Consider the following 270-nt stretch of genomic DNA (forward strand, 5'->3'; position numbering starts at 1 on the left):
ACCAATCTTGGTATTTAGGGTAGTCACTTCATTGCCGATTCGGGTATCCACACCATCAATACGGCTATTAATCGTATTTGCGCTGGTTGTAATTGCTGTATTTAAGTTGCCAACTTCTGTACCAAGTTTAGTATCCAGCTTACCAACTTCCACATCGGTATAACCTTTCGCATTGGCTAAAGTTGCAGTTGCACTATTGGTAATCGCTGTATTTAAATTACCTACTTCGGTTGTTACTCGTCCGTCTAAAGTGCTGATTGCATTTTTATT

At 39.6% G+C, this 270-nt stretch carries 1 pseudogene; it reads right to left on the bottom strand.

Annotation, left to right across the window (positions count from 1 at the left end):
* Nucleotides 1-270: pseudogene (locus F973_RS15175) on the bottom strand (hypothetical protein); the annotation flags it as partial.

The sequence above is a fragment of the Acinetobacter sp. CIP 102129 genome (genome assembly GCF_000368305.1).
GTDB classification, from domain to species: Bacteria; Pseudomonadota; Gammaproteobacteria; order Pseudomonadales; family Moraxellaceae; genus Acinetobacter; species Acinetobacter parvus.